22 protein-coding genes, 1 pseudogene and 1 other annotated feature are annotated in these 19941 nt (G+C 62.8%); of the genes and pseudogenes, 1 reads left to right on the top strand and 22 read right to left on the bottom strand.

What is annotated here, in order from left to right; all coding sequences use genetic code 11:
* Positions 1 to 32 precede the first annotated feature (32 nt).
* The 10 genes and pseudogenes from istB to PPZ50_RS08285 form a co-directional block, all read right to left on the bottom strand.
* Complete coding sequence (gene istB / locus PPZ50_RS08330) at positions 33 to 761, bottom strand: IS21-like element helper ATPase IstB (RefSeq protein ID WP_066691143.1); 729 nt, start codon at positions 759 to 761, stop codon at positions 33 to 35.
* Positions 748 to 2259, bottom strand: a complete 1512-nt coding sequence (istA, locus tag PPZ50_RS08325; protein WP_272815363.1) for an IS21 family transposase — start codon at positions 2257 to 2259, stop codon at positions 748 to 750. The genes istB and istA overlap by 14 nt, the downstream gene beginning before the upstream one ends.
* An 88-nt stretch (positions 2260 to 2347) precedes the next feature.
* A pseudogene (locus PPZ50_RS08320) lies at positions 2348 to 2841 on the bottom strand (IS3 family transposase); the annotation flags it as partial.
* Positions 2585 to 2701 (bottom strand) — a sequence feature (AL1L pseudoknot). It overlaps the preceding pseudogene by 117 nt.
* Positions 2842 to 3140: 299 nt before the next feature.
* Positions 3141 to 4037: a SphA family protein gene (locus PPZ50_RS08315; protein ID WP_272815814.1), complete on the bottom strand. Its 897-nt coding sequence runs from the start codon at positions 4035 to 4037 to the stop codon at positions 3141 to 3143.
* Between the two features lie 80 nt (positions 4038 to 4117).
* On the bottom strand, positions 4118 to 5176 hold the full coding sequence (locus PPZ50_RS08310; RefSeq protein WP_272815813.1) for an NADH:ubiquinone reductase (Na(+)-transporting) subunit F: 1059 nt from the start codon (positions 5174 to 5176) through the stop codon (positions 4118 to 4120).
* 4 nt (positions 5177 to 5180) lie between these two features.
* Positions 5181 to 5528 carry a phenol hydroxylase subunit P4 gene (locus PPZ50_RS08305; RefSeq protein WP_062126686.1) on the bottom strand — a complete coding sequence of 116 codons (348 nt, stop codon included), beginning with the start codon at positions 5526 to 5528 and terminating at the stop codon, positions 5181 to 5183.
* Positions 5529 to 5542: 14 nt separating this feature from the next.
* Entirely contained in the window at positions 5543 to 7075 is a 1533-nt protein-coding gene (locus tag PPZ50_RS08300; protein WP_272815812.1) for an aromatic/alkene/methane monooxygenase hydroxylase/oxygenase subunit alpha, read from the bottom strand.
* On the bottom strand, positions 7075 to 7353 hold the full coding sequence (locus PPZ50_RS08295; protein WP_062126692.1) for an MmoB/DmpM family protein: 279 nt from the start codon (positions 7351 to 7353) through the stop codon (positions 7075 to 7077). The genes PPZ50_RS08300 and PPZ50_RS08295 overlap by 1 nt, the downstream gene beginning before the upstream one ends.
* Complete coding sequence (locus PPZ50_RS08290; protein ID WP_272815811.1) at positions 7350 to 8366, bottom strand: aromatic/alkene monooxygenase hydroxylase subunit beta; 1017 nt, start codon at positions 8364 to 8366, stop codon at positions 7350 to 7352. Before PPZ50_RS08290 ends, PPZ50_RS08295 begins: the two co-directional genes overlap by 4 nt.
* Positions 8363 to 8641 carry a phenol hydroxylase subunit gene (locus tag PPZ50_RS08285; protein ID WP_062126698.1) on the bottom strand — a complete coding sequence of 93 codons (279 nt, stop codon included), beginning with the start codon at positions 8639 to 8641 and terminating at the stop codon, positions 8363 to 8365. Before PPZ50_RS08285 ends, PPZ50_RS08290 begins: the two co-directional genes overlap by 4 nt.
* Before the next feature lie 147 nt (positions 8642 to 8788).
* On the opposite strand from PPZ50_RS08285, the gene PPZ50_RS08280 reads away from it, so the two are divergent.
* Positions 8789 to 9724 (top strand): LysR family transcriptional regulator, encoded by a 936-nt coding sequence (locus PPZ50_RS08280; RefSeq protein ID WP_272815810.1) that lies wholly within the window; start codon positions 8789 to 8791, stop codon positions 9722 to 9724.
* Here the strand turns inward: PPZ50_RS08280 and pcaD are convergent, their stop codons facing one another.
* From pcaD to PPZ50_RS08220, 12 genes are all read right to left on the bottom strand, one after another.
* Entirely contained in the window at positions 9725 to 10498 is a 774-nt protein-coding gene (pcaD, locus tag PPZ50_RS08275) for a 3-oxoadipate enol-lactonase (RefSeq protein ID WP_272815809.1), read from the bottom strand.
* A gap of 8 nt (positions 10499 to 10506) precedes the next feature.
* The gene (gene pcaF, locus PPZ50_RS08270; RefSeq protein WP_066549303.1) at positions 10507 to 11709 is read right to left on the bottom strand and encodes a 3-oxoadipyl-CoA thiolase; all 1203 of its coding nucleotides are present in this window, start codon (positions 11707 to 11709) and stop codon (positions 10507 to 10509) included.
* Entirely contained in the window at positions 11706 to 12359 is a 654-nt protein-coding gene (locus tag PPZ50_RS08265) for a 3-oxoacid CoA-transferase subunit B (protein WP_062126707.1), read from the bottom strand. The genes pcaF and PPZ50_RS08265 overlap by 4 nt, the downstream gene beginning before the upstream one ends.
* Positions 12359 to 13066 carry a CoA transferase subunit A gene (locus PPZ50_RS08260; RefSeq protein ID WP_272815808.1) on the bottom strand — a complete coding sequence of 236 codons (708 nt, stop codon included), beginning with the start codon at positions 13064 to 13066 and terminating at the stop codon, positions 12359 to 12361. The genes PPZ50_RS08265 and PPZ50_RS08260 overlap by 1 nt, the downstream gene beginning before the upstream one ends.
* Before the next feature lie 18 nt (positions 13067 to 13084).
* Entirely contained in the window at positions 13085 to 13975 is an 891-nt protein-coding gene (locus PPZ50_RS08255) for a dioxygenase family protein (protein ID WP_272815807.1), read from the bottom strand.
* 34 nt (positions 13976 to 14009) lie between these two features.
* Positions 14010 to 14300 carry a muconolactone Delta-isomerase gene (gene catC / locus PPZ50_RS08250; protein WP_272815806.1) on the bottom strand — a complete coding sequence of 97 codons (291 nt, stop codon included), beginning with the start codon at positions 14298 to 14300 and terminating at the stop codon, positions 14010 to 14012.
* Between the two features lie 4 nt (positions 14301 to 14304).
* Positions 14305 to 15468, bottom strand: a complete 1164-nt coding sequence (locus PPZ50_RS08245; RefSeq protein WP_272815805.1) for a muconate/chloromuconate family cycloisomerase — start codon at positions 15466 to 15468, stop codon at positions 14305 to 14307.
* A gap of 838 nt (positions 15469 to 16306) precedes the next feature.
* Entirely contained in the window at positions 16307 to 17503 is a 1197-nt protein-coding gene (locus tag PPZ50_RS08240) for an IS91 family transposase (RefSeq protein ID WP_272815804.1), read from the bottom strand.
* 4 nt (positions 17504 to 17507) lie between these two features.
* Entirely contained in the window at positions 17508 to 18413 is a 906-nt protein-coding gene (locus tag PPZ50_RS08235; protein WP_272815803.1) for a tyrosine-type recombinase/integrase, read from the bottom strand.
* 183 nt (positions 18414 to 18596) lie between these two features.
* A complete protein-coding gene (locus PPZ50_RS08230) occupies positions 18597 to 19085 on the bottom strand; it encodes a hypothetical protein (protein WP_272815802.1) in 489 nt (162 codons plus the stop codon).
* Positions 19086 to 19144: 59 nt separating this feature from the next.
* On the bottom strand, positions 19145 to 19663 hold the full coding sequence (locus tag PPZ50_RS08225; RefSeq protein ID WP_272815801.1) for a hypothetical protein: 519 nt from the start codon (positions 19661 to 19663) through the stop codon (positions 19145 to 19147).
* 63 nt (positions 19664 to 19726) lie between these two features.
* Positions 19727 to 19912, bottom strand: a complete 186-nt coding sequence (locus PPZ50_RS08220; RefSeq protein WP_272815800.1) for a hypothetical protein — start codon at positions 19910 to 19912, stop codon at positions 19727 to 19729.
* Between the last annotated feature and the right edge of the window lie 29 nt (positions 19913 to 19941).

Genomic DNA, 19941 nt, shown 5'->3' with positions numbered 1-19941 from the left:
CGCGAAGCGTTCTCTGCCGGTGGTCCTGGGCGTCAGCTTCGATGTTTGAAGCGCCAGCTGTCGTTGCCGGTTTCGACGATGTCGCAATGGTGGGTAATACGGTCGAGCAGTGCGGTGGTCATCTTGGGGTCGCCAAAGACGGTCGGCCACTCGCCAAAGGCGAGGTTCGTGGTGACGATGACGGAGGTCTGCTCGTAGAGCTTGCTGACGAGGTGGAAGAGCATTTGACCGCCCGAGCGTGCAAACGGCAGGTAGCCAAGCTCGTCGAGCACCACGAGGTCGAGGCGCGAGAGCTGGGCCGCCAGCGTGCCGGCCTTGCCAAGGCGCGTTTCCTCCTCGAGTCGGTTCACCAGGTCCACTGTGTTGAAGTAGCGTCCGCGGGCGCCGGCTCGTACCACATTGGCGGTGATGGCGGTGGCGAGATGCGTCTTGCCGGTACCCGTTCCACCGACCAGCACGACGTTGCGTCGGCCCGGAAGAAACGAGCCGCTGTACAGCGAGCGCACCAGTCCCTCGTTGATGGGAGTGTCGCCGAAGACGAAGGCGTCGAGGTCCTTCACCGCGGGCAACCTGGCGGCCGACATCCGGTAACGGACCGAGGCTGCATGGCGGTGCGTCGCCTCGGCACGCAGCAGGTCGGTCAGGACCTCCATGGTCGTGCGCTTGCGCTGGAGACCGGTAGTGACCGCCTCGTCGAAAGCGCCAGCCATGCCCTTCAGCCCCAACTCGGTCATGGCCGTCATCATCTCATGCCGCTGCATGGAGGCCTCGCAGGCTGTCATAGCGGTTGCAGTCGGCGCGGGGCGGATGGCGCAGCGCCAGATCTTCTGGCGTGACAATAGTCAGCGGTCGCGGCGGTTCGCGCCGGCGGGCCAGGATGTTGACGATGACGTCGTCGCTGGCGACGCCGGCCAGCAATGCTTCGCGCACGGCCGCTTCCACCGCCTCGAGTCCGTCGTCGAGCACCGCGGCCAGCACCCGCACGAACCGCCGGTCGGCATCGTCACCGACGCCAAGCTTGCGCCGCAGTCGTGCCAGCGCAGGCGGCAGCTCCCAGCCCTGGAACGGCGCGCCGTTCCGCAGGGCGCCCGGCTTGGTCGCCAACACCGGCAGATAATGCCACGGGTCGTAGATGGTCCGGTCCCGGCCGAAAAACCGGGGATGGTCGGCGACGACTTCCCCGTCGCAGCGCACGACGATGCGGTCGGCATAGGCGCGGACCTGAACGGCACGTCGCACCACCCTGGCAGAAACGGAGTAGCGGTTGCGGTCGAAGCTGATGAGGCATGTGCCGCTTACCGCATGCTCGCTCTCATGAAAGCCGTCGAAGGGTGCGACAACAGGCTGGAGCACGCTGCGCTCGGCAGCCCAGGCCTGAGCAACCGTCAGTTCCTTCTGCTCGGGATGCTGGTGCAACTCTGTCCAGCGCCGACACTCGGCCTCCAGCCAACCGTTCAGCTCCTCGAGGCTGGTAAATCGCAGGCGTGGCTGGAAGAAGCGGCCGCGTGCGGTTTGCACCTGGTTCTCGACCTGACCTTTCTCCCAGCCCGACGCCGGCGAGCAGGCGGTCGGCTCGACCATGTAATGGTTGGCCATGACCAGGAAGCGCCGGTTGAAGACACGCTCCTTGCCCGTGAACACGCTCGTGACCGCCGTCTTCATGTTGTCGTAGATGCCGCGCGTCGGCACACCTCCGAAGAAGGCAAACGCCCGCGCATGCGCGTCGAACAGCATCTCCTGTGTCTCGCGGGGATAGGCTCGCACATACATTGCCCGCGACGCGCATAGCCGGACATGCGCGACCTTTACCCGCATCGGCTTGCCCGAAATCTCCACGTCCTCGTGGCTCCAGTCGAACTGGTAAGCCTCGCCCGGCCGGAACAGCAGCGGGATGAACGCCGGCGCATTCATCACATCGCGACGTCGCGCCCGGCGCCAGCGGGCCGCATAACGCCGCACCGCGTCGTACGAGCCGTCGAACCCCTCGCGCAGCAGCAGGTCGTGGATGCGCGTGAGGCGCAGCTTCTCGCGCCGCGGCCGTGCCTCATCTTCCTCCAGCAACGCATCCAGTCGCGCCTGAAATGGCCCCAGCTTCGGCAGCGGCTGTACCTCCCGCCGATACCCCATGTCCGCTTCCGGCGCCCGGATCGCCTTGCGCACCACCTTGCGCGACAGGTGCAGGTCCCGCGCTATCGCCTTGATGGCCTTCCCCGACGCGTGCTCGCGCCGGATCCTCAACACCGTCTCCAATACCAGCATCCCGATCTCGCCGCCTGACACACCGCCAAGCGAACAGCCTAGACCAACGGGATGAGGGGTCCCTTTTCGACGCCGATCACCCCGCTACCGGGGTCCCTTTTCCACGCCGATCCACACCCATATCGCGCATCAGCCGCTCGATGGTGCAGCGGGCGACCGGGAAGCCCTCGCGCATCATCTGCCGCCAGACCTTGCGGACGCCGTAGACCGCGAAGTTCTCGGCGAACACGCGAGCCACCTCGGGCTTGAGAACCTGATCCCGCTGTGCCCGCGCCGACAGGCGCATTGGATCCTGCCGCTGCGCGACACGCTCGAAATATGTCGATGGGGCGATCGGCAAGACGCGGCAGATCGGCTCGACCCCATAGGATTTACGGTGATCGTCGATGAAGGCGATCATCGCCGGAATGGGCGGTCGAGCTCCGCCTGGGCAAAATATGCCGACGCCTTGCGCAGGATCTCGTTGGCCTGTCGCAGCTCGCGGACGTCGCGTTCCAGCGCCTTCATCTTGTCAGCGACCTCGGTCGGGACGCCAGCGCGCTTGCCGCTGTTCACCTCCGCCTTCTTTACCAACTCATGCACCGTCTACGTAATGCAGCCGATCTTCTCGACAATGGAATCTACCGCCGCCCATCGCCATGGGTGATCGCGCTCGTGATCCCGCACCATCCGTATCGCTCGCTCGCGGACCTCAGGCGCGCACTTGTTCGTCGTCTTGCTTATATAGGCTCCACCTTCTCAGAAGTTGTAGCCTCCGACGAACCCAGGGCGGTTCATACCCCCCGCGACGCTGCGCTATCCTAATGTCAAATCTGCAGCTTCGGCGGCCAGCAACGGTAGAGGCGCAACCCGACGAACCAATGCGCGATGAACCGCGTCAATCAGAAACGGAACGCCGCTTTCAACCAGAAACTGTCACCTTGTGTACGGTTGGTTGCCGACAATTCATGCTGCCACTGAAAGGCGATCGGCACCTTGCCCGCCTGATAACGGACGAGCGGTCCAAGCGCAAAAACCTCCCCCTTGTTGCCGTTAACGCCGACACGCGCGCCGTTCACCTTGTCGTCCGTCGTCTGCTTCAAATAATAACCGGTGATGCCCACCGTAAGGGGATTGAAATTATACGCCGCAGCGAAGTCAACGTGTGCGGCTTGGCCGGAGCGGTAGTTGGTATCCCGGTTCTTCGTGTTGAAGTCGTACATCAGCTTCAGCGACACTTCTGGGCCAGGACCCCTGGGATTGAAGTGGGTCACCGCGAGCACCGGTTGGAATGTCCAGTAGTTGTTACCGAGATTAGCGAGATTGGTGCGCTTGTAGCTGCCGGTGGGTACGAACGTGTCCATCGTTGCGACAAAGAAGGTATTCTTGCGTTGCCAGCCGAGCACGAGCGGATTGACGATGATATCGCCGATGCCGAACTTGCTCTGCCGCGCACCTCCGGCGTGGACGTTGACGTTGATGATCGGCACGAACGCCTGCATCGCGACCGATGCGCCAAGCACCTTGAAATTGGTGACGTGGACAAAGCGCGGAATGTCGCCGACGATATTGACCGAGAAGTCCGGCGGCCCCGCGCTGTTGCCGTTGTCATCGTTCAGGCGATCTGCGGTGTAGTAATAGCCGTAATTGAGGAGGTACGTTCCGGGTGGCGGAAGCGCAGCGATAGTGAGCGCCTCAGCGCCGTTTGGATAGGCGGTGCGGCCGCCTTCAGACGCCAGCGCCGGCGTTGCGGCTGTAGCAGTCACGATCGCGGCTGCGCCAAGAAGATGGTTTTTCACGACATTCCCCCCTTTGCTTGGGACGCAAGTTTCCAATCAGCGGCATCAGCCGCCGGCTCGCGTTCCGGTTGTTGTTTTACTCAGAGCTTCTTGAAGAACGGAGATCGTACTGATTTCTCGGCATCGGCCGCGGTAACGAACTTCTCGACGAAGATGTCGCGCTCGAACAGGCGCCCCTTCATCAACGCGCCGATCCCCGCCTCAATCATCGGCGGTGGACCGCAAAGATATGCTTGATGGCCAGTGAACCGGCCAGCGAACAGACGCTCAGCGGCTTCGTGAACGTATCCAGTTTCGCCTTCCCAGGCATCCTTAGGCTCTGCTTGTGACAGCACAGGCACATAGCGGAACGTGGGATTCCCTTCGGCGAGTTTGCGGAAGAAATCGGCATAGTGGAGATCGTGCGGGCGACGCGCCCCGTGTATCAAGGTAATCGGCTGATCGTAGCCTTGGCCGATCAACTCAAGTATCATGCTCTTGGGACTGGATAATCCGGAGCCACCGGCGAGGAAGATCAGCGGCTTGTTTGCCGAGCGGCGGACAAAAAAACGGCCGAACGGACCCGCGAAGCGGATCTGATCGCCGACCTTCAGGTGCTCGTGCAGATGCGTCGTCGCCTTTCCACCAGGCACGAGGCGAACGTGCAACTCGACGATGTTAGCCTCGGCCGGGCTGCTCGCGATCGAGAAAGCCCTTGTCCCCTCGATGCCGTCGATCGACAAGTTGACATACTGGCCGGCTTGAAAGAACACGCCCTCGCCCGCAACATCCAGCCACACGCCCAAGATATCGGGTGTCAGCATTTCGAGCTTGCTGACCGTGCCGACATGATCCGCGACCGCAATGCGCCGTGCATCGGGATCGTCGTCGATGTCCGCCTCGATCGTCACGTCGCCTTGTATCGTCGCGACACAGGCGAGCGTTGCGCCCTCGTCACGTTCGAAATCCATCAGCGCGAACGAACTGGCGGCACCGTGAGCTACCTCCCCCTCCAATACGGACACCTTGCAGGTGCCGCACAGGCCGTGGCCGCAGGCGTGCGGCAGATAGAGGCCGGCACGAAGGCAGGCGTCGAGCAAGGTCTGGCCCTCCGCCACCTCTACAGTGTCGCCAGTGGGTTCGATCGTCAGCGTTGCCATGGCGTTAGGCGTTGCCGCCCTCTTGAGTCCAGAATCGGATCAGCGACTTATGGCCGACCCCCAGCTCACCGAGGCTCTTTTCGGGCGATGGCGACCAGTTCTCCCCGTCGAGCATCCAACGTGCCCGGCCGAGATCCACGGACGCCCAATCCGGATCGATGGAATAGAGTGACGGGAGGATCTCGGCCGTCAGGGCTCCGAACGGTACGTCGCGCGGAAGCGGAAGGGTGATGGCCGAACAGAAATTGTTATGGCCTTCCCAATGTACGAATACGAGCTGCGCACCGTGAAAATTTTCCACGCGATCACGGGTCGGCCCCGAGTAGCCGGAATGGAGAGCGGCTGTGGGCATTTGATGTCCCTTCCTTATTCTGCTGCGGCTGCAAAAGGTGGCGCAGGGCGACGCCCTTCCATCCACTTTTCCCACTGGGCCTCTTCGGGCGAACCGGCATAATCCATGTTATCGGCGCCCTTATTGACGTGGTACCAGTCCAACACCTCAGGAACGGTCGCGCCGCCGCAATTGCCCTGGAAGATCTGATGCACCGGGAGCCATGCTTGCGAGAACTTTTCCGGCTCGTGATCGAATATGTCCTTACAGCCGTCCGAACAAGTATGATACTTGTCACCACCGAACTCAGAGACACGAAAGCTGATCGTAGTCGGATCATCCACTTCAGTGAATGCCATCGGGACTTGACACACCTGACAGAGCTGCGGCAGGCCGTTGTTGTAGAAGCGCTTGCCCTGATTGGCCTGATCACGCCACTTGAGATAGCGCTGTTCGTAGAACTGTTCGAACGTTTCAGGATACTTCTCACGCAGCCATGCCAGGTGCTGGTCGTCGACGTCCCAAGTATGGACTGCGGCCGCATGGGTATAGTTGTAGAAGATGGTCCACGCCTGATGCGAGATGTGGCCCTTTTCCTTCTTGGCGATTTCCGCATACTTTGGTTCGCGGATACCGTAGCGGGCGAGATCGGCGAACAGTGCGCCACCTGCCTGCTCGTAATAGGTTTCCCAAGCCTCTGCCCAGGACATGACCTTCTTGGGCAGCATGTAATCCATCATCATGCCGACGAGCGTCAGGAGACGGTATCCGCGCCAGAACCACTTGTCGATCCAGCCCTGAACGATCGGTACATTGGCCTCGTCCTGCTCCAGCAGGAAGCGCACCGCCTCCAGCCCCAGCGTCATGTGCCGACTCTCATCCGACTGCGCCGAGAAGCCGAACGTGACCGTCGCCATGTCGCCATTATAGGCGGCGCCCGACATGAACGGCACGAACAGGAGATTGGTCAGCACATATTCAAAGGCGAAGCTGATCGAGGTCAGGAACTCGAATGGTCCTGCCGTGCTCGCATCGTCGAAGAACGATTTCGGCACCGACAGATACCATAGGCGGTCGTGCATGTGGGTGAAGTCATGCATGCCGTCGAAAAACTTGTTGTAGTGGCTAATCGTATGAATCTGCGTCTGGCAGTGACGCAGCTCGTCGATCGACTGCATCTGCGCGGCGACGCGGAGACCCGCCCCCGGTAGATGACGCGCAAGATGCGCGAAGTGTCGGTGCGCTTGGTACTCCAGCGGCGTCACGGCCTGGATGAAGAGCTTCACCGCATTGAGGTAGCGCGCATCGGTGATGCCGAGCTGACCGTTATTCTGCGCCATCGAATCGATCACGGCGTAGAGCTTGCGCTCCTTTTCCGCTTGGAACTTCCAATAGGCGTCCATGGTCAGCTTGAAAGGGTCTTCCCAAGCGTCCCAGTCATGCACCTTGATCCCTTCGTATTTCGCGAAGGGGAAGATGTCGTCCTTGTTCTGGTAGCTCGGTTCCCAGTCCAGGCCACGGGTGAAGTGACCGTACTTCTGCTTCAGATTCAGTTTGCGGGCTGTCATCACTGCCTCCAATAAACTGCAAAGTAATCATCATCCTCGTCGACCGTGCCGGACAACGAGATGACGGACATATGGATTTCCTGCGGGTCCCAGTCTCGGCCGAGCCGCTCTGACACGCTGTTGGCGCGGATCTCGAGCCGACCCGGACAGTCGATTTTGGTCATCGCGTGCATGGATCGGCGCTGGGCACCGGGGTTGTCGGCCATGATCGCGTCAGCGATCGCAGCCCCCTCTTGCGAGTTCTGCAAGGTGATCGATACGGGCTGCTGCTGGGTCACGCCGCCAGTTCCTTCTCGCCCAGCGCGCCGAGGCCGATCATCCGCTTACGCAGATCGGCCGCAGCTTCCGCAACCGCAAGCAACCCGCGATCGCCGAGCACCCTGTCTGCGATTGGCCGCACCGCCTCTTCGGCTCGGCGGGTCCAGCGGTCGAACCAGTCTTTGAGTACCTTTCGATTGCCCCCGGACTCCGCTGCCGCCGTCTTGATGACGGCATCGGTCCACCGGCTGTTGTCGGCATACCAGTCGGCAAGAAAGCCGGTCATCATCGATAGGGGTGCACCGTTATGCGCGGCCCCGGCGCGGTCGAAAGCCTGCGTCACCAGTGGATACACATAACCATCAAGGACGACGAGCTGGGCAACGAAAACCTCAAACCAGTCGCGAACCACGAGCAGGTCTTCAGCGAGCCGACGCATCGGCTGCCATTCCGGCGCCTCCATCCACTCCGCCTTGGCTGCGACGAGCGCCTCGTCGGTGCCGGCACCGACCACCAGGCCGATACGCGAGATGATCTGCGCGATCCCGAGTCGATCGGTGCCGCAAAATGACGCTGCCGACGTGATCTGCGTGCCATAGCCCCAGTCGGCGATCAGCTGGCAGTTCATGTTTGCCGCCCATTCGACATGGCGCAACGGCAGGAGATAGCCAGCAAAGACCTTGAGCCAGTCCGCGTCGACGTTCCCGATCAAGTCGCGCTTATCGACGAAACTGACAGCATCGTCGAATGACTGCTGCATCGCCGCACGATTGATGTTGTAGGTCGCATAATAGAATTGGCGTGGATCGCGGAAGGAATACCAATCCGCCATTTCGACTGCGGTGCGGCGCGGATCGAAAAGCTCGCGTTCGGGATCCCAAGTCGGCCGATAATGAAAATTTGTCACTGGCTGAACGTCGAATGTCGCTTCCTCATAGCGTGAGGCGGCTTTGTCGACCCCGAAACGACGCGCGATGTGCGAAAAGGTTTGCCGGCGCGGCGTGATCGCTTCGGCCTGGATATCGATGTTCATGCAAGCGCTCCGACGGTACGGACGGGAGCCGATGAACCCGCGACAAGGCGCAGCACGGCAGCGCTCTCTGCCGGGTCAGCGGCGGTGACAAGGCAGCGGTTCTCACCGCAAAATTCACGGAAAGCGGCGACGGGTAGCACCAGCTCGACGCTTAGGTCAGGATCGCCGTAGACGAAATCGAACTGGACGATGCCGCGGTCGGTCACGCCGGTAACCACCGCCTGCAATTTGACGCGACGACCGGATTGTGACGGAGCGTGTTGCACTTCCAACATGACACCTCTTCCTCGAACAGGCCCCTAGAGGGGCTCTTTGATCCTAGGAGAGTGTTCCACCGAGCGATGACCCGCAAATATAATATAGGCACATCCTGATGCCGAAACGGTATTGCCCACGCCGCACGAGTCACGCACATAAAAGGTATGGCCCGCAACCTGACGTCGACCGAACCGCTTGCCGCGACCACACCGGGGATCGACGTGCGCCGCTTGCGTTACTTCCTCGCCGTGGCGGAGGAGTTGCACTTCGGCCGTGCCGCCGAACGTCTCCACATCGCCCAGCCCGCGCTCAGTCGCCAGATAGCGAATCTGGAAGCGGGAATAGGTGCCTTGCTGTTCGACCGCACCCGCAGCGCGATCGAGATGACTGCCGCCGGCGACGCGTTGCTGCCACGCGCGCGCGACATTCTCGCGCGCGTCGCTGATGCTGCGCGCGTCGCAAAACGTGCGTCGGAAGGAACGGTCGGCGTTATTCAGGTGGGTTTCGTCAGCTCAGCAACATACTCAATCCTGCCGGGTGTCTTTAACCGCTATCGCGCCGCACATCCTGACGTGGAGCTGGTGCTGCACGCTTTGAATACTGCGGAACTGAGGATCGCTTTGATTAATCGCTCGATCGACGTTGCCTTCGCGAGACCTGGGATTGGTGATCCGGAAATCGTCAGCGAGGTCGTGCAGCGCGAGCCGCTTGCAGTCGCACTACCGGAGGAAGATACGCTCGCGCAGCAGAACCACATTGCATTGAGCGATCTCTCCCAGCGCCCTTTCGTGATATATCCGCGACACCCGCGTCCGAGTTTTGCCGATCACATTCTCGAGCTGTGTCGCCGCGAAGGATTCACACCGACGATCGCGCAGGAGACACTTGAGATCCAGACCGCACTGTCGCTCGTATCGGTTGGCGCGGGGGTGTCCATCGTGCCCGAGTCAGCCTCCGAGGCGCAGCTAACCGGCGTAGCCTATAGGCCATTCCTCGGCGACGCACCGCAGACACAGCTCAGCCTTGCGTATCGTCGCGACAACCGTTCACCCGTGGTCGCCGGCTTCTGTGCGCTCGTCCGTGATCGGCGCGCCCGGTAATCAGCCTGTGAGGTGATCGAGCACCGCGGCTGTGAATTCACTCGGCTGCTCGACATTCGAGAGATGAGCCGCATCGACTATGCGCAAGGCTGCGCCCGAAATCGTCGTAGCCAGCGCGCGCGCATGTTCAGGGGGAGTTGCCGGATCCGCGCTGCCGCCAATGACGAGCGTCGGTACTTCTACCAGTGCCGCTGTCCGCCGCTGATCCATGTCGCGGATCGCAGCGCAGCATCCAGCATAGCCGACAGGACTTGTCTGCCGCAGCATAGTAACAATCGGCGAGATCGCCTCAGGCGACGAGGCGACAAAGTCAGGGGTGAACCAGCGCATGATCGAGGCATCGGCGAGCGGTGCCATGCCATCCCTAAGCACTGCTTCGATCCGGGCATCCCACCCGCTGGGTGGTCCCATGTAAGCAGTGGTATTTGCCAGAATCAATCGGTCCAACCGTGTGCTCTCACGCACGCCGAGCCATTGACCGACCATGCCCCCGAGCGAGAGGCCGCAGAAGTGGAACTGCTGGATGCCGAGCGCTTCAGTCAGTTCCACCACGTCACGACCGAGCCGGTCGATGCTGTAGCCACCTTTCGGCGCATCGGACGCACCATGCCCGCGTTGGTCATAGCGCAACACGAGAAACTTTGCCCTGAGGGCATCAAGCTGGGGCGCCCACATACCCATGTCGGTGCCAAGTGAGTTGGACAGAACGAGGACGGGAGCATCCACCGCCCCCTCGAGACGATAGGCGAGCGTGCAGCCGTCACCCAGGCTCATGCGCTCCATCACACGCGTTCCAGCAAAAGGCCGATGCCCTGCCCCACGCCGATACACATGAAGGCCAGAGCATAGCGGCCTCTCGTGCGGTGCAATTCCTCGACCGCTGTCATCACGATCCGGGCACCCGACATGCCGAGGGGATGACCCAAAGCGATCGCGCCGCCATTCGGGTTTACGCGCGGATCGTCGGACGCGACGCCGAGATCGCGAAGCACGGCGATGGCTTGGGCCGCAAAAGCCTCGTTCAGTTCGATCACGTCGAGATCGGCCATCGACAATCCGGTGCGCGCGAGCAGCTTGTTCGCCGCTTCGATCGGCCCGACGCCCATGATCCGCGGCGCAACACCTGCCGAGGCCATTGCGAGAATGCGCGCGCGCGGCGTGAGGCCGTGTCGCTTTGCGGCGGCCTTCGAACTGATGAGCATCGCTGCGGCGCCATCATTCAGACCTGAGGCATTCCCTGCGGTCACCGTCCCGTCGGCTCGAACGACCGGCCTCAGCTTGGCCAACCCCTCGAGATTACTCGCGCGCGGATGTTCGTCGGCGGAGAAAACGATCGGCTCAGTTCCACGACGCGGGATCGTGACCGGCACGATTTCTGCTGCCAAGCGGCCGTTGGCCTGGGCTGCTGCCGCCTTGTGCTGGCTGGCAAGCGCGAATGCGTCCTGCTGTTCGCGCGTAACCTGCCACTGCGCCGCTACATTTTCGGCGGTCTGCGGCATCGTGTCGACACCATAAGCCTCGCGCATCGCCGGATTGACGAAACGCCAGCCCATCGTGGTGTCTTCGATACGCTGCCCGCGATCGAACGCCTCTGCCGCTTTGCCCAGAACATAGGGAGCCCGCGTCATGCTCTCGACGCCACCGGCGACGATCAGTTCGGCGTCCCCCGACCTGATCGCCTGCGCGGCAATGCCGACTGCGTTCAGCCCGGACCCGCAAAGCCGGTTGACCGTCGCTCCGGGTAGAGCATCCGGCAGTCCGGCCAACAGCAGCGCCATTCGCGCGACGTTGCGATTATCCTCGCCCGCCTGGTTGGCGCAACCGAGGATAACATCGTCGCCTTGCGCCCAGTCGATCGAAGGATTGCGCGCCGCCAAAGCCGCAAGCGGGACGGCCGCCAGATCGTCGGCGCGAATGGTCGAAAGGCTGCCGTTCAGACGCCCGATCGGCGTGCGCACGGCGTCGCATACGAACGCTTCGGTCATGCGGCGCGCGCCTGCGCTGCCGACACGTCAAGCGCAGCACCGGTCTTCGCGCCAATCTCCTCTATTGTGACCCCAGGCGCCAGTTCGACAAGGCGCAGTCCAGGCTTGTCACAGGCGATCACACCAAGGTCGGTGACGATCAGATCGACGCACGCCTTGCCAGTCAGCGGCAGACTACACGTCGGCAAGATCTTCGGCTCGCCGGCCTTGTTCGCGTGGTCCATCACGACAACCACGCGCTTGACGCCGGCGACGAGATCCATCGCACCGCCCATCCCCTTCACCATCTTGCCGGGGATGGTCCAGTTGGCGATGTCGCCTCCCTCGCTGACTTCCATTGCTCCAAGTACCGTCAGATCGATGTGGCCGCCGCGGATCATCGCGAAACTGTCAGCGGAAGAGAAGAACGATGAGGTCGGTAGCGCAGTGATCGTTTGCTTGCCCGCGTTGATGAGGTCAGGATCGGCTTCACCTGCGAAGGGAAACGGTCCCATGCCCAACATGCCGTTCTCCGATTGCAGCGTCACGTCGATGCCATGCGGGATATGGTTGGCGACCAGTGTCGGAATACCAATACCGAGATTGACATAGTATCCGTCGCGCAATTCACGCGCGGCCCGCGCGGCCATTTCGTCACGACTCCACGGCATCAGACGGCCTCCCGCTCGCGAATGGTCAGCTTCTCGATCCGCTTCTCGTTGATGGTGCTCTTCACGATCCGGTCCACGTAGATGCCGGGTGTGTGAATACAGTCCGCGTCAAAGGTGCCCGGCGGCACGATCTCTTCGACCTCCGCCACGGTAACCCTGCCTGCGGTGGCCATCACCGGATTGAAGTTGCGCGCCGTCTTGCGGAACATGAGGTTTCCGGCCGTGTCGGCACGCCAGGCCTTCACGATCGACAGATCCGCGCGCAGCCAAGTTTCGCGGACATATTCCTCGCCGTCGAAGCTTTCGACGGGTTTACCTTCTGCAACGACGGTGCCCACCCCGGTCTTCGTGAAAAAAGCCGGGATACCCGCTCCGCCCGCGCGTATCCGCTCGGCAAGCGTACCCTGCGGCGTCAGCTCCAGCACCAGCTCGCCCGAGAGATACTGCTGCTCGAACAGCTTGTTCTCGCCGACGTAGCTCGAGATCATCTTTCCGATCTGCCGCGTCTCCAGCAGCATCCACAATCCGAAGCCATCGGCGCCGGCGTTGTTGGAGACGACGATGAGATCGCGAACGCCGCTGGCGCGTATCTCCGGTATAAGGCTCTCGGGATTACCCGAGAGCCCAAACCCGCCCGACATGATCGTCATGCCATTGAAGAGTAGTCCATCCAGCGCGGCGGCTGGCGTGTCGTACACCTTGTTCATCTGACCGCCGCTCCGGTCTCAGGCTGCCGCACGAGTGCGGGCGGAGAAAACGCCGTCCTCGTGGGAGGCGGAATGCTGAAGCTCGAAATCGAACGCGACGTAAGCACTGTCTCCCTGGCGTTGCGGCACAGGCAGCAGCCCTTCCCGCGTAGCGAAGGCGAAGTCATCATTGGCGAAGGGATCGTCGCCGAAGTTGATCTGCGTCGTCAGTGCACGGTATCCGGGTGCTTCGACGAAGAAGTGGACGTGCGCCGGACGATTGCCGTGGCGGCCGATCGACTTCAGTAGCCGCTCCGTCGTGCCATCGGGCGGAACCGAATAGCCGTTCGGCATCTTCGAGTGGAAGGAATAGCGGCCGTCCGGTCCGATTTTGATCCGACGGCGATTGTTGAACGGCGTCTGAGCTCCGGTGGGATCGAAGTGCGAGTAGAAGCCGTGCGAGTTGGCGTGCCAGACGTGGAGGATTGCGCCATCAGGCGTCTCGCCCTTCGGCCCCTTGATTTCACCGGTCATGTAGAGGGTACCGGTTTCGTCCGGGTCATCGCTGAGATTCACGTCGCCTTCGACGAGCGGCGCACCCTCGACATAAAGCGGCCCCTCGATGGTCCGTGGCGTGCCACCGCTCTGGCCGGCCTCCTTATCCTTGGCGTCCATGTAGAGGTCCATGAAGTGCTCGAGGCCGAGCCCTGGAACGATGAGCCCGAATTCCTTCACGCCGTCCTGGAAGAACTTGATCGCCGACCAGAACTCACTCTCCGTGATGTCGTACTTGACGATGGCAATCATCACCGCCTCGACGAGATCGCGCGTGATCGCCTTGATGCGCGGATCACCGCCTTCGACGGTTCCGCCGCTGGCGCGATGGAGGAGGTTCTGTACCTCCGGTGTCTGCACGAAATTCTCGTTCATCGTTCCTCTCCTTGGCGTCTTATTTAATGATTGGTCAGCGATCGTCGTCATGGATCGACGATGGATGCCTGCACAAAGCGGTGACCTTCACTTCCATGTACGGAAACAGCGGTAGCGTGCTGAGCAGATCGTGAAGTTCTGCATTGCCGGGCACGTCGAAGATGCTGACGTTGCTGTAGCGCCCAGCGACGCGCCAAAGATGACGCCATATGCCTTGTCGCTGGAGATCCTGTGCGCGCGCCTTCTCCTCGGCTTTGAGAGCCTCGATCATCCCGGCATCGGCATCGTGCGGGATGCGCACGTCCATAGTTACGTGGAATAACATCGTCTCAACCCACCGCCTGAAGTGGCATCACTACCGTGGTACGTAACGGCCGATCACGACGCAGCGCGGCGATTGCCTCCGCTCGCGGCTCAATACCGAGACCTGACGCGGTCGGCAGCACGAGCGAGCCCGCTTCGTATCGTAAAGGTTCGGCGAGCAGTTCCTCGGTCAGGAGCAGCGGGCCGAACAGCTCGGTGCCGTATTCAAGCGCGCCAACGGTGGAAAACACGTGGGCGGAAGCGATTGTTCCGATGCCGCCCTCCAACATGGTGCCGCCGTAGAGCGCAATTCCAGCAGCCTCCGCGATGCCGGCCAGCTTCTTAGCCGCTGACAGTCCACCCGCCTGTGCAATCTTGATGGCGAAGACGTCTGCGGCATGTCCGCAGGCGAGCGAATAGCCGCTTTCCGGTCCGTGCAGCGCCTCATCCGCCATGACAGCGACGCAGCCCATCTGGGTCAGCCGGGCCATGCCTAAATTCTGGGTCGCGGGGATCGGCTGCTCGACCAGGTCGACCCCTGCATCAGCAAGCATCGGAAGCGCGCGCTTTGCCGTCGCTTCACTCCATGCCTGGTTGACGTCGACCCGCACGCTGGCGCGATCGCCCAGCGCCCGTTTGATCGCGGCGACATGCGCGACATCTTGCTCGAATGGGCGTTTGCCGATCTTGAGCTTGAAGGCATGGTGTCGATCCCGCGCCAGCATATCCTCTGCCTCTGCGATGTCACGATCCGTATCGCCGCTTGCCAGCGTCCACAGCACGGGCAGCCGATCGTGCAGTCGCCCGCCCAATAGTTCACTGACGGGCACGCCGAGGCGCTTTCCCTGCGCATCGAGCAAAGCGGTTTCGATCGCGTTCTTGGCGAAATGGTTCGCCACGATATGCCGACGCAGCATCGCCATCGCCGACGCAGGACGCGCGTCGCTGCCAATCAGCACCGGCGCGACGTAGCGATCGATCGTCAACTTGATGCTCTCAGGGCTTTCAGCTCCGTAGCTGAGGCCGCCAATCGTTGTTCCCTCGCCAAAGCCAACGATTCCATCGGAACAGAGCAGTCGGACGATTACCATCGTCTGTGACTGCATCGTTGCGACAGACAGCACGTGTGGCCGGATCGTCGGCACATCTAGAATGATTGTCTCGATGGCGTTGATGGTAACGCGTGTCATCGCCCCGTTCCTCTCCTCAGCTATGTGAGGCTAGGAAAATAAGTTGATCGTGAAAAATGCCGATTTGGTTGGCCATGATACCTTTCCGGCATCGGGCTTAGGCGCTGAATGCGGTCGACGGAGTTGCGGCGGCCCGGTTTTATGTCCCGCAGCCAGCTATAGCAGACACGATGCCAGGAAGAACGCCAAAGCCATCTTTCTTGGCCGTTTCACGTTAGAATCGGATTACACCGCACCGCGCAATGCTTTCGCCAGCATCATCGTCAGCTCCTCCAACGTATAAGGCTTGGACAGCAGCTCGAACCCTTGTGCGCCGCCTTCCGTCACGGCAGAACTGTACACCCGTTGCCCCGCCACCGACGATTGCCACTGTCACCCACCACGACAAGCTGATGAGAATTGGTACGGGAGAATGGATCTGCCATGACGTAAACAATCCGGTAGAGTGAACTGAGTTGACCACCTCTCGGCCCCGCCCCGCCGCCTGAACGAACGCCCGCTCACCGCGGTTGACGCCGTAAAGCAGGCAGGCCGCCATCTTGAAGGGTTTCGGATGCCGGCAGGCGTAAGAAAGTCTTGGAAGCCCGAACCCGCGGGCCACAAGCGCTGACCTATGGGGAATTCGGGTTTTGGCCTGCTCGGGTGTTGGTCGGCACGGCGGTTGCAGGCAGGATCCTGGATGCGGACGGTCTGTATTTAGGTCGCCACGACGGGCTCACCAGCGCGGGAAGTTCGGCTTGGGTCAAGGTGGCGACCCCGCTGATGGCGATCTGTGCAGGTGGCATCAGCACCGCAAGCATGGAAGCCGCGGAGTGGGGTGCTGCCAAGCCGTGCCGGGTCACGACGCCAGTCTCTCGGGTGACAGCGCAGGAGATGGCGGCGCGCGGGGTTGGCGCTGACGTTCGAAGGTTTCGACGACGACCATGCACCCGCCGCAGCACGGGGATGCCGGACGAGTGTCGTCCGGCTCGGCCGGCGCATCAGCCGTAGCCGGCGGTGCCACCCCGAGCAGCTGGCGGACGTGGCTGAGCACGACCTTGCGGGTGGCTCCAGCCAGCAGACCGTAGTGGCGGATGCGGTGGAAGCCTTTGGGCAGGACGTGGAGCAGGAAGCGGCGGATGAACTCGTCGGCGGCAAGGGTCATGACCTGCTGCCGGTCGGCGCCACCCCGACGGTAGTCCTTGTAGCGGAAGGTGACGCCGGTTTGGTCGAAGCGCAGCAGCCGGCTGTTCGAGATGGCAACGCGGTGGGTGTAACGCGACAGGTAGGCGAGCACCGTCTCCGCCCCGGCGAACGGCGGCTTGGCGTAGACAACCCAGCGCTTCTTCCTGACCGGCGCCAGATGCCGCAGGAAGGCGCGCCGGGCGCCGAGGTGGGCGAGGCTGCCGTAGAACGCGAGCCCCCCGGCATCGTGCAGCGCCATCAGCCGGGTGAGGAACAAGCGGCGGAACAGCTTGCCCAGTACCCTGACCGGTAGCAAGAACGCCGGACGCGACGACACCCAGCGTTTGCCGTCCGGCGAAAGGCCACCACCCGGCACGATCATGTGGATGTGCGGATGGTGGGTCATGGCCGAGCCCCACGTGTGCAGCACGGCGGTGATGCCGATGCGGGCGCCGAGATGCTTCGGGTCGGCAGCGATGGTCGTCATCGTCTCGGACGCTGCCTGGAACAGCAGGCCGTAGACCGCCGCCTTGTTCTGGAGCGCGATGTCGGCGATCTCCGCTGGCAACGTGAACACCACGTGGAAGTAGCCGACCGGCAACAGGTCGGCCTCACGCTCGGCGAGCCACGTTCGTGCCGCTGCTCCCTGACATCGCGGGCAATGCCGGTTGCGGCAGGAGTAATAGGCGACCCGCCAGTGCCCGCAGTCGGTGCAGGCCTCGACGTGTCCGCCCATCACAGCGGTGCGGCAATGTTCGATGGCCGACATGACCTTGAGCTGGTCGAGGCTCAGATGGCCAGTGCGAGTGGCCCGGTACGCAGGACCGGCAGCGCGGAAGATGTCGGCAACCTCGATCGAGGTGCGCAACACCCGCTCAGCCCTTGGGTGCCCCCCTTTCCGCCGCGGTCGTCGCCAGCCGGTCGAACGGGCTGGTCACGTTGCGCAGCACCCGCGTGGCGACCTGGGTGTAATAAGCGGTGGTTTCCAGCTTGGCGTGCCCCAGCAGCGTCTGGATGATGCGAACGTCGATCCCGTCCTCGAGGAGGTGGGTCGCGAAGCAGTGCCGCAACGTGTGCGGCCCGACGCACTTGCCGATACCCGCCGCCACACTTGCCTCCACGACGATGCGGTGCAGCTGCCGGGTGCTGAGCGGCTTGAGGTAGTGCTGGCCGGGGAACAACCAGCCGTCGACGTGCAACACGCGCTCCCGCCGACCGACCCGCCACCACTCTCGCAGCAACGCCAGCAGTCCGGTCGGTAGCATGGTGTTGCGATACCGCCCGCCCTTGCCGCGCTCGACCCGGAGCAGCATGCGCTCGCTGTCGATGTCACGGACCTTGAGGGCGGCGACCTCGGCCGCGCGCAGTCCCGCACCATAGGCGACCGACAGCGCCGCCTGATGCTTGAGGCACGTGGTCGAGTCGAGCAGCCGCGCCACCTCGTCCCGGCTCAGCACCACCGGCAGCTTGCGCTCGTGCCGCATCCGGACCAGCTTGCGCGCCAGGTCCGGCCGGTCGAGCGTCTGCGTGAAGAAGAACCGCAGCGCCGACACGATGGCGTTCATGGTCGGCGCCGGGACATCCAGCTCGCCTTGCTCGATCTGGAAGCGCCGGACGTCCTCCGCCGTTGCGGTGTCCGGTGAGCGCCCCAAGAACGTCGCGAACCGGCCGACATCGCGGATGTAGTTGCGTTGCGTCTCGCGGCCGAAGCGCCGTATCTCCATCTCGTCAATGAGACGCTGGCGTAGCGGGCTGACGGCAACAGGAACGAGGGTGGTCATGGCAGGGGTCCTTTCGTGGAAACCCAATGCTCTGCCTGCCTCCCGAAACGCTCAACCGGTGCGCAACGCTCGTTACATCACCTCAACCGTGCCCCGCACGCCCTCCCGCGCAGCGGGTTCGTGCCACCACCAGTGCAGACTGTCCGCACCAAGCAAATCCGACGCAAACGGTCAGCGTCTTTGTTATGCCGCATTTGCCCAGATAATAGATAGCGCATCATAGTACTGGGCGTCCGGCCGCACAACCTGCCGGGTGAGCCACGCGCTGGTACGTTCGATGCCGTTGCTCAGATCCTCGGCGGGCTTGCCATCGATGTGCACGATCTCCCGCGGAGCTAGCCGGAAATGCCCGCGCACATGGTCCTGCGGCAGGATCAGCCCACGGTTGCCCGCCTTCGACACCCACAGGCGGCAGCCGCTCTGGATATGGCAGCGGCCATCGCGCGGCAGGAACATCGTGATCCCGGTCAGCGCCGAGTTTGATCCGGTGCGATATTCGAGGTGCAGGACGTCGGCGTCGGTCTCGACCGCGTGACGGCCCATCTTGATCTGGTCCTCGATCTCGAGCGGATCGCCGCCGGTGATGGCGACGCCGGGCTTGAGCTTGCGGGTACCGAGCAGCAGCTTCACGACGGCGCGGGTGACAGCGGCTTCGAAGGTCGGGGTGTTCATCTCGATTTCTCCTTGTTTTATCCCCCATTCCCGGGGGCACATTCTCGTGTTCGCTGATCTCAACCCTGTTCCGTCCGCCGGCAGGCGCGGACGATCTCGGCGGCGGCGCGCTCGAGCCCGGTCACCCGCTCCCACCCGCTGTTCCAGGGAGCGGGCATCGACACCTCCAACCCGTGCCGGGTAATCCCGACGAAGAGGTCTGGACGCGCCGGCACGAGGTGCAGGCCGCCATCGGCATCGCGGTAGAAACTCAAATCCGGCACCAGGATCGGTCCGGTGACCGAGTGCAGCGCGACATCAGCCCGCACCGGCTCGAGGATTTCGGGGTGGAATCCATGCCGCACCAGCACGACGTCGCGTTTGCGGGTCGCTGCACAGCGCATCACCGCGTCGTCATAGAGACGCTCGGCGATCGGGGTCGCGAGGACGATCAGGTTGTTCTCGAGCGACTCCACGCCGCCCGGCAGGCCGGTGTTGCCCGCGTAGGGGTACGGCTCGTCGGGAGCCAGTGCGGTCAGAACATAATTGAGGAGCGCGACCGAGGTAGTCGGTAGCGTGTCATGGAGAGTCGAATGCATGGGGGTACCTGCGCAACAGCATGATCCCCGGACCGGCTGGTCCGGATCAGGCCCCTTCGATTTTCATTTCTCTTCAGGGCTTCGCTCGGCCCCGGCCGATCTTCCCTTCCTCACGCGGCAGCGGTCGCGGCCATCGCAAAAGACGGCGTTGCCGATGACGGCATATCTCCAGTCGTCGTGCGTGCGGGCGCTGTCCGAGATGGTGCCGGAGCGATGGATCGCGGCAGCCGGGCAATACACCTCGGCCATGGCTGGCACCCAGCCATGCTGTAGGCGGA

Origin of the sequence: Sphingomonas hankookensis, from assembly GCF_028551275.1 — a bacterium.
Classification (GTDB): Bacteria; Pseudomonadota; Alphaproteobacteria; order Sphingomonadales; family Sphingomonadaceae; genus Sphingomonas; species Sphingomonas hankookensis_A.
Note: the sequence above shows the minus strand (reverse complement) of the source record. Positions and strands in the feature narration are given on the sequence as shown.

Coding starts and splice junctions, on each gene's coding strand:
- PPZ50_RS08290 (WP_272815811.1), bottom strand. CDS start 8,366: ATGAACATCGATATCCAGGCCGAAGCGATCACGCCGCGCCGGCAAACC.
- PPZ50_RS08220 (WP_272815800.1), bottom strand. CDS start 19,912: ATGGCCGAGGTGTATTGCCCGGCTGCCGCGATCCATCGCTCCGGCACC.
- istB (WP_066691143.1), bottom strand. CDS start 761: ATGCAGCGGCATGAGATGATGACGGCCATGACCGAGTTGGGGCTGAAG.
- PPZ50_RS08265 (WP_062126707.1), bottom strand. CDS start 12,359: ATGCCGTGGAGTCGTGACGAAATGGCCGCGCGGGCCGCGCGTGAATTG.
- pcaD (WP_272815809.1), bottom strand. CDS start 10,498: ATGAGCCTGGGTGACGGCTGCACGCTCGCCTATCGTCTCGAGGGGGCG.
- PPZ50_RS08300 (WP_272815812.1), bottom strand. CDS start 7,075: ATGACAGCCCGCAAACTGAATCTGAAGCAGAAGTACGGTCACTTCACC.
- catC (WP_272815806.1), bottom strand. CDS start 14,300: ATGTTATTCCACGTAACTATGGACGTGCGCATCCCGCACGATGCCGAT.
- istA (WP_272815363.1), bottom strand. CDS start 2,259: ATGCTGGTATTGGAGACGGTGTTGAGGATCCGGCGCGAGCACGCGTCG.
- PPZ50_RS08260 (WP_272815808.1), bottom strand. CDS start 13,066: ATGAACAAGGTGTACGACACGCCAGCCGCCGCGCTGGATGGACTACTC.
- PPZ50_RS08255 (WP_272815807.1), bottom strand. CDS start 13,975: ATGAACGAGAATTTCGTGCAGACACCGGAGGTACAGAACCTCCTCCAT.
- PPZ50_RS08285 (WP_062126698.1), bottom strand. CDS start 8,641: ATGTTGGAAGTGCAACACGCTCCGTCACAATCCGGTCGTCGCGTCAAA.
- PPZ50_RS08230 (WP_272815802.1), bottom strand. CDS start 19,085: ATGAACACCCCGACCTTCGAAGCCGCTGTCACCCGCGCCGTCGTGAAG.
- PPZ50_RS08245 (WP_272815805.1), bottom strand. CDS start 15,468: ATGACACGCGTTACCATCAACGCCATCGAGACAATCATTCTAGATGTG.
- PPZ50_RS08280 (WP_272815810.1), top strand. CDS start 8,789: ATGGCCCGCAACCTGACGTCGACCGAACCGCTTGCCGCGACCACACCG.
- PPZ50_RS08225 (WP_272815801.1), bottom strand. CDS start 19,663: ATGCATTCGACTCTCCATGACACGCTACCGACTACCTCGGTCGCGCTC.
- PPZ50_RS08305 (WP_062126686.1), bottom strand. CDS start 5,528: ATGCCCACAGCCGCTCTCCATTCCGGCTACTCGGGGCCGACCCGTGAT.
- PPZ50_RS08235 (WP_272815803.1), bottom strand. CDS start 18,413: ATGACCACCCTCGTTCCTGTTGCCGTCAGCCCGCTACGCCAGCGTCTC.
- PPZ50_RS08310 (WP_272815813.1), bottom strand. CDS start 5,176: ATGGCAACGCTGACGATCGAACCCACTGGCGACACTGTAGAGGTGGCG.
- pcaF (WP_066549303.1), bottom strand. CDS start 11,709: ATGACCGAAGCGTTCGTATGCGACGCCGTGCGCACGCCGATCGGGCGT.